Source organism: Streptomyces sp. B15 (genome assembly GCF_018070605.1).
Lineage (GTDB): Bacteria > Actinomycetota > Actinomycetes > Streptomycetales > Streptomycetaceae > Streptomyces > Streptomyces smyrnaeus.
Map to the genome: position 1 here is coordinate 89,004 of NZ_JAGPXJ010000022.1, position 6,894 is coordinate 95,897.

The 6,894-nt window shown below is 74.1% G+C and carries 5 protein-coding genes; 2 read left to right on the top strand and 3 right to left on the bottom strand.

Annotation, left to right across the window (positions count from 1 at the left end; all coding sequences use genetic code 11):
- The first annotated feature begins 195 nt into the window (after positions 1 to 195).
- Entirely contained in the window at positions 196 to 1,278 is a 1,083-nt protein-coding gene (locus tag KBY19_RS13255; RefSeq protein ID WP_210956197.1) for an LLM class flavin-dependent oxidoreductase, read from the top strand.
- A gap of 197 nt (positions 1,279 to 1,475) precedes the next feature.
- Here the strand turns inward: KBY19_RS13255 and KBY19_RS13260 are convergent, their stop codons facing one another.
- On the bottom strand, positions 1,476 to 1,868 hold the full coding sequence (locus tag KBY19_RS13260; RefSeq protein WP_099884292.1) for an SCO5389 family protein: 393 nt from the start codon (positions 1,866 to 1,868) through the stop codon (positions 1,476 to 1,478).
- A gap of 218 nt (positions 1,869 to 2,086) precedes the next feature.
- On the opposite strand from KBY19_RS13260, the gene nucS reads away from it, so the two are divergent.
- Positions 2,087 to 2,749, top strand: a complete 663-nt coding sequence (nucS, locus tag KBY19_RS13265) for an endonuclease NucS (RefSeq protein WP_099884290.1) — start codon at positions 2,087 to 2,089, stop codon at positions 2,747 to 2,749.
- A 104-nt stretch (positions 2,750 to 2,853) separates the two neighbouring features.
- On the opposite strand, the gene KBY19_RS13270 is transcribed toward nucS, so the two are convergent.
- Positions 2,854 to 4,413, bottom strand: a complete 1,560-nt coding sequence (locus tag KBY19_RS13270; RefSeq protein WP_210965810.1) for a PH domain-containing protein — start codon at positions 4,411 to 4,413, stop codon at positions 2,854 to 2,856.
- A 126-nt stretch (positions 4,414 to 4,539) separates the two neighbouring features.
- The coding region (locus tag KBY19_RS13275) for an ATP-binding protein (protein WP_210965811.1) at positions 4,540 to 6,894 on the bottom strand (2,355 nt) is incomplete at its 5' end.

The following is a 6,894-nucleotide window of genomic DNA, read 5'->3' on the forward strand; positions in this document are numbered from 1 at the left end:
ACGCAGGTGGCCGACGACCGCTCGCGGCTGTCCACAGGCGACGGCCGATCGGCGTTCATCTGATGAATGGCCTGTCAGGCCGTGCCTTCGGCACATGTCCGGCGTTAGTGCCGGGTAGGGTGTCCGGCCTTCCGGAACGCCCCGCCCGGGCCCGGCGTTCCGGAAGGCCGCGGGCAGTCACGAGGGCGGTGGGGAATGCGAGTTGGAGCTTTTGTCCTGGGCGCACAGTTCCCGGGCCAGGGGCAGGGTGAGGCGCTGGACCGGGCGGTGAGCACCGCTCAGGCCGCGGAGGAGGCGGGGCTGGCCGATGTCTGGCTGGCCGAACACCACTTCGTGTCGTACGGAGTGTGCCCCTCGGCGGTCACGCTCGCGGCGCTGCTGCTGGGGCGTACCCGGCACATCGGCGTGGGCACGGCCGTCAGTGTGCTGCCCAACGCGCATCCGGTCGCGCTCGGCGAGCAGACGGCACTGCTCCATCTGCTCTCCGAGGGGCGCTTCACGCTCGGCGTCGGACGCGGCGGCCCCTGGGTGGATCTGGAGGTGTTCGGCGGCGGCCTGAAGGCGTTCGAGGAGGGCTTCCCGGAGGCACTGGACCTGCTGCTGCGCTGGCTGCGCGAGCCGAGGGTGGGCGCGGACGGCGAGCGGTACCGCTTCCGTGAGGTTCAGGTGGTGCCCCGCCCGGACGCCGCGGGCCCTTCCGCCGGGTGCGCCGCGGACGGGCCGGCCAGGGGCGCGGACGGCGGCCCGGGGGCCGGCCCCGGTGTGGTCGTCGCCTGCACCTCGCCGGGGACCGTGCGGCTGGCTGCCGAGCGATTGCTGCCCATGCTGCTGGGCATGCACTGCGGGGACGAGGACAAGGCCGACATGACCCGCCTGTGGCGGCGTACGGCACTGGAGGCGGGACATCCGCCCGAGGTCGTGGAGGCGGTCGCGGGACGGCATGTGTCGGCCGGTGTGGTACAGGTCGGCGACTCGTTCGAGGAGGCACGGCGGCTGCTGACGAAAACCACGCCCGGCTGGCTGCGCGAAGGGCTGGGCCAGCATGTGACCGTCGACGGCCGGCCGCGCCCGATGCGGGACCCCAACGGCTACACCGAGCTGCTGTGCGAGCTCCATCCGGTGGGAACGCCCCGGCTGTGCGCGGACCGGCTCGCGGCGACGGCGGAGCGCACCGGCATCGAGCGGTTCGCGCTGCTGGTGGAGGGCACCGGCGACCGGGACGCCACGCTGCGCAACGTCCACCGGCTGGCCGGTGAGGTGCTGCCGCTGCTCTGCTGAGAGCAGGCCCGGACAGGTCCGCGACCCGGGCCCGAGCCGGCGGCACCGCAAAGGCTGAAAAACGTTGCAGGCGGCGCTTGCCGCTGGCGATCCCACTCGGCGAGCGGCGCCCGCGTGGTGGCATGCCGAGAAGCGGTTGCGGCGACGACACTCCACCGCCGCAACCGCCTCAGGGCCCCGTCCGCAGTGGGTGGGGCTCAGCAGTCGCGCAGCTCGGGGGACTGGTTGAGGAGCTGACCGCGTATGGAAGTGAAGCGGGCGAGTCGGTCGTCCACCGACGGGTCCAGCGGGAAGACAGCGACCCGGTGACAGTTCTGGAAAGCGAGCCGCACACCGAAGTGACGCTCCAGCGCACCACGGATCGCGTCGCTGGCCATTGCACGGAGCAATTGCCCCCGGCGCTGCTCATCCGGCGGCGGTGTCTGGTTGTCGGCGAACTCCCCGCCGTCCACCTTCAACTGCGCGACGAGCGAACTGACCATCTCCCAGGCGTACGGGAGGGAGGTGCGGACGCAGTCGACGAACGCCGCCTCATCCACCTCGCCACGCTCTGCCTGTTCCAACAGCGCAGGTGGGACGTCGAGCGACATGGGTTTCTCCTCTCGCGACCCGGGCCCGGAAGCCGGGTCTCTTGGGGCTGAAGGGACATCACCGTGTAGTCGCGCAACCTCGGACGGCGACGCCCAGCCTTACCGTACGGCCACGAGGGTGAGAGCAGCACGAGAATGGGAATACTCGCGCCACTGTCGAACACCCCATCCGGGGGCGAATCGCGCACAGCACGTGCGGTCGAGTAGCGTGACCGACCATGCGTCTCGTCATCGCCCGCTGCTCTGTCGACTACGCCGGCAGGCTCACCGCACACCTGCCCTCAGCGCCCAGGCTCATCCTGGTCAAGGCGGACGGATCGGTGTCCGTCCACGCCGACGACCGCGCCTACAAGCCCCTCAACTGGATGTCTCCCCCGTGCACTCTCAAAGAGGGGGACGACGAGCGCTGGACGGTGGAGAACAAGGCGGGCGAGAAACTGATCATCACGATGGAGGAGATACTGCACGACTCCTCCCACGAACTGGGCGTCGACCCGGGTCTGATCAAGGATGGCGTGGAAGCGCACCTCCAGGAACTCCTCGCCGACCGTATGGAGACGCTGGGCGACGGATGGTCGCTGATCCGCCGCGAATTCCCCACCGCCATCGGCCCCGTCGACATCCTGGGGCGGGACGGCGACGGGACGACCGTCGCCGTCGAGATCAAGCGCCGCGGTGAGATCGACGGCGTCGAACAGCTCACCCGCTACCTGGAACTGCTCAACCGGGACCCGCATCTGGCCCCGGTCAAGGGCGTCTTCGCGGCCCAGGAGATCAAACCCCAGGCCCGGGTCCTGGCCACCGACCGCGGCATCGACTGCGTCACCCTGGACTACGACGCCCTGCGCGGGATCGAGGACGACAAGCTCCGCCTGTTCTGACCCGGCGGCCCGGCCTGCCCCGGCACCGGCCCGGCCGGACGGCCGCTCCGGACGGCGCCGGACGGCCGCTCCGGACGGCCGCCGTCGCGGGCCGCCGGGGGTGGTCACGTCCGAGGGCTCGCGGCCTGCGCCGACGTTCGCGCGGCTCCCAACTCGCGGACCAGGCGGGCGAGGTCGTCCGGGGCGGCCGCGAGGCGGACCGGCGTACCCGCGTCGTCGAGTTCGGCGATGTGCCAGCCCCTGGGAACGGTGTCGCCGTCGTCGCCCCGGACCCGCCGCACGTCCCGCACGGTGAGCCGCTGCACCGGAATCGGTCTGGCCGCGAATCTTCCCGGACCCGAGTGGGGGGTCACGGCGGGCGGGCCGTCCCCGACGACGATGTGGGTGCCGAAGCCGTGCGGGTTGTACTCGGTGTGCTCCAGGAACCGGGCGGCCAAGAACGCCTCCCGCTCCGGCTCGGCGGACACCTCGGCCGCAGCGTCCTCAGCGTCCGCCGCCGGCGTACGGACGCGGGTGGCGTACCAGGCCCGGACGAACAGGCCCAGCGTGACCAGCGAGCCCGCGGCGGCCCAGGCGACGGCCTCGGAAGAGGCGAGGCCCGTGGGGTGGCGGTAACACAGCGGCAGCAGCCACACGGCCGTGCCGACGAGCGCGCCCGCGAACGGAAGAGCCGACGGGAGAACCTCGTCGTCGGGCCGGCGACGGGCGCGCAGCCGCAGCAGCACCTTCGCGCCCGGATAGACCGCGGCGAGGGCGACCGCGGCCGCGACGACGGCCAGCGCCCCGGCGCCGGGGATGTGGTTGCGCCACACATGCCCCTCCCCCGCGACCTCCATCACCTCGCGGCGCCAGACGGTCAGTTCGACGCTGTCACCGGCATCGAACGCGAGCGCGGCCTCGCGGGAGACCGCGAGCCGCTTCTGCGGCCGGCCGTCGGTGAAGTACAGCCAGCTGCTGTGCTTGGGCCGGCCGGTCTCGGTCCGCTCGATCTCGGCCGACAGGGTGGTCAGGCACTCGTCACGCTCGTCGGCGGGAGTGCGGGAAGTGCACGGGGTCGCCGACTGCCACGCCCTCTCCTGCGACGACGCGTTCGGTACGAACCAGGCGGCCACCCCCGCGCCCGCCAGCAGCAGCACGCACAGACTCAGCGCCCCGGCCCAGGTTCGTCCGACGGTGCGGTACGAGAGGACGGGAAGGTGGCTCGACCGCGGGGTTCCGTGCCGGCGGTGCAGTGCGCGGAGCACGTCCAGTTCCGCGTCGAAGTCCGGGTCGTCGTAAGGGCCGTGCGGCAGGGGCAGGAGCCGCTTGCCTCCGTCACACAGCAACACGCTGACGCGGCGGGTGGTCCTGGCCCGGTGGTTGCGCTCGTGCCGCAGCTGTACCCGTAGGTCGGCGACGTCCTGCCACGGCACGCTCCAGCGGCTCAGCAGCGTCCAGGAGCGCAGACCGTACGCGTCGGCGCGCACCCGGGCGGTGGCCGCGTACAGCGCCGCGACGCCCAGCGGGGCGAGGAGCAGTCCGACGCCCAGCCACACCACCGCGAGCTCGCCCCGAAGCAGCGTGCCCACCACGGCCACGCCCACCCCGGCCGCCCCGAGCCCGACGAGGAACCACAGGGTGCGCCCCCAGCGCGGACGGCAGAGCACTTCGCGGTCATCGGTCATGCACGAGATCCTGCCGCTGCCGGGCCGCCCGCACCTGTGCACGATGCGGCAGCCTCCTCGCGGGTGACACTGCCGACCCGCGGCAGCGGCACCTCGGCTGTCCCGCGGAGCACGTTCCCTCGGGACCTACGACGCCGAGGGTGCGGCCGAGTCGGATCCCTGACCGGTGCTCGGGGAGCCGCCAGTTGTCGTACCGGCGTCCGTGGGGGTCCGGTCCGCGCCGCCCGAGGGGGTCTTCCCCGGGTCCGGCGAGGACGGGTCGCCGCTGGGGTCGGGCGACGGGTCCTGGGAGGAGGGCGGGTCCTCCGGCGAGGAGGACGGCGGCTGGTTCGGCGAGGAGGGCGGGTCGTCGGGCGAGGACGGCGGCCTGTGGGGGCTGCTGGGGTCGTCCGCAGAGCTGGAGGACTCCTCGGAGGAGCTCGGCCTGCCGCCAGGCGTCCCCGCGTCCTGCGACGAGGACGCCGGTCCCTGTGGAACGCCCTGCGACGGGCTGCCCGCGGCGGGCTGCTGCCGCCCCGGCTGTCCGCTCCGGCTGCCGTCACCGGGCGAGGCGTCGCCGGGGGCGTTGTCCTCGTCGTCCTGGGAGGTGCCGGCATCCGGCCGTACCGAGTCCGGGGGGTCGTCGTCGGAGACGGTGCCGAGCGTGACGACCGTGCCGAGTACGGCGGCGATCAGCGCGCCCGCACCGGCCGCCGCGAGGTTGCGCTTGCTGCTGGTGAAGGCGCGCCAGCCGCGCGGTGCGCCGTGCCGACCGCTCGTGTGCCCGGCGCGGGACGCGGTGTCGGCCGAGTCGGGCGCGCCGTCCGTCGGCGAGACCAGCGTCTCCCCCGGCTGCTGCTGCGCGGCGGCGGTCGACAGGGCCGGGGTGGTGGCCGCGTCGCTCTCGACGGCTGCGGTGGCGGCCTCCGGAGCGCCCAGCGGCGGTGTGTCGACGGGGGCGTACGGGTTCACGGCCGGGCTGGCCGCCGGTCCCCCGGGCGGGGTGGACCCGGCCGCGGCCGGTCCCGCGGCGCCGGCCGCGGCGAGCTGGTCGGTCACCAGAGCGAGCGCCCTGCGGCCCGCGACCATGCCGCGCTGCTCCGCCAGTGTGCCGCGCAGCCCGAGCGCGGTCTCCAGTTCGGAGCGGGCCCGCTCGGGGTTGCCGGCGGAGAGGGCGAGGATGCCCAGCTCGTGGTGGAAGTAGGCCTCCTCGGCGAGCTCGCCGGAGGCGCGGGCGGCCTCCTGGCCGCAGCGCAGCACCCGCTCCCAGGCGCTCCAGCGCATGCCTGCCGCCAGCACGGGCGCTGCCGTGCGGGCGAGCAGCACCGCGGCACTGGCGCTGCCGCCGTGCCGGGCGCCCCGTACGGCGGCGAGCAGCGCGTCGGCTTCCTGCGCGACGCGGTCGGCGCTGACGGAGGCCTGCCCTGCCCACCAGCTGTAGTGCTGCGCGGCAGCGAGCGCGTGTGCCGCGCCGCCCTCGGTGTGACCGGTCTCGGTGAGCTGTGCGGCGACGCCCGCGGCGAGCTTGAAGTGGCCGCCTGCCGGGCTGATCAGCCCGGAGGCCAGCAGTTCGGTGACGCTCTCGTCGGCCTGCGGGTCGCCGGTGAGGGCGGGCAGATGCTCGGGGTCCGGGAGCTCTCCGTCGAGTGCGAGGGCCAGCCGCAGTGCTCCGCGGCCCGCCTCGGAGAGCGCCGCGGCCAGCAGCGGAGCCAGCGCCACGTCGTCCGGCAGGTCGGGCACGACGCTGTCGCTGCCCTGCAGCCGCAGCAGCGCCCCGGCCTGGACGAAGCGCAGCGGCAGCCCCTCGGAGCCGAACCACAGGTCCGCGGCCCAGTCGGCCTCCTCGTCGGTGAGCTGGCGGTGGACGGCCCGTTCCATCAGCTCCATACAGGCGGTACGGCTCAGCCCGGGCAGGAACACCTCTTCGAGGTACGAGCCGGGGGCGGGCGCCGGCTGGTCGGGGGTGACGGCGAACACGAAGGCGCACTCGGGCGTGGCCCGCAGCAGCTCGTCCAGGGCCTCGCCGCCGAACTCCAGATCGTCGACGAGGACGACGGAGCCGATCCCACCGAGCGCGCTGACCAGCTCGGTCTTCCCCGGCCGATGCAGCGGGGCACTGTGCACGGCGGCGAACAGGTCGTACATCAGGTCGCTGGGCGTGCGGTGGTAGCCGCTGAGCCGGATCACCCCGTCGGGCGCGAGGGAGGCGACGTCCGCGGCGACGGCGTCGAGGAGGGCGCTGCGGCCGGACCCGGAGCGCCCGGTGAGCCGCACCGAGCGCCCGCGGGAGAGCAGCCGGGTGAGTCGTTCGCGCTCCTCGTCCCGCTCCAGCAGGCTGCCGGGCGGCAGCGCGGCCACGGCGGTGGCCGTCTCGGGGACGGGGCGGTCCTGCGGGGCGAGCTTGGCCGGGGTGCCGCGCTGCTCACCCGGCGGGCAGGGTTCGATCTCGCTGCCGTCGACCGGGTTGACCGTCACCAGGTACCGGTCGGCCACGAGCCGGAC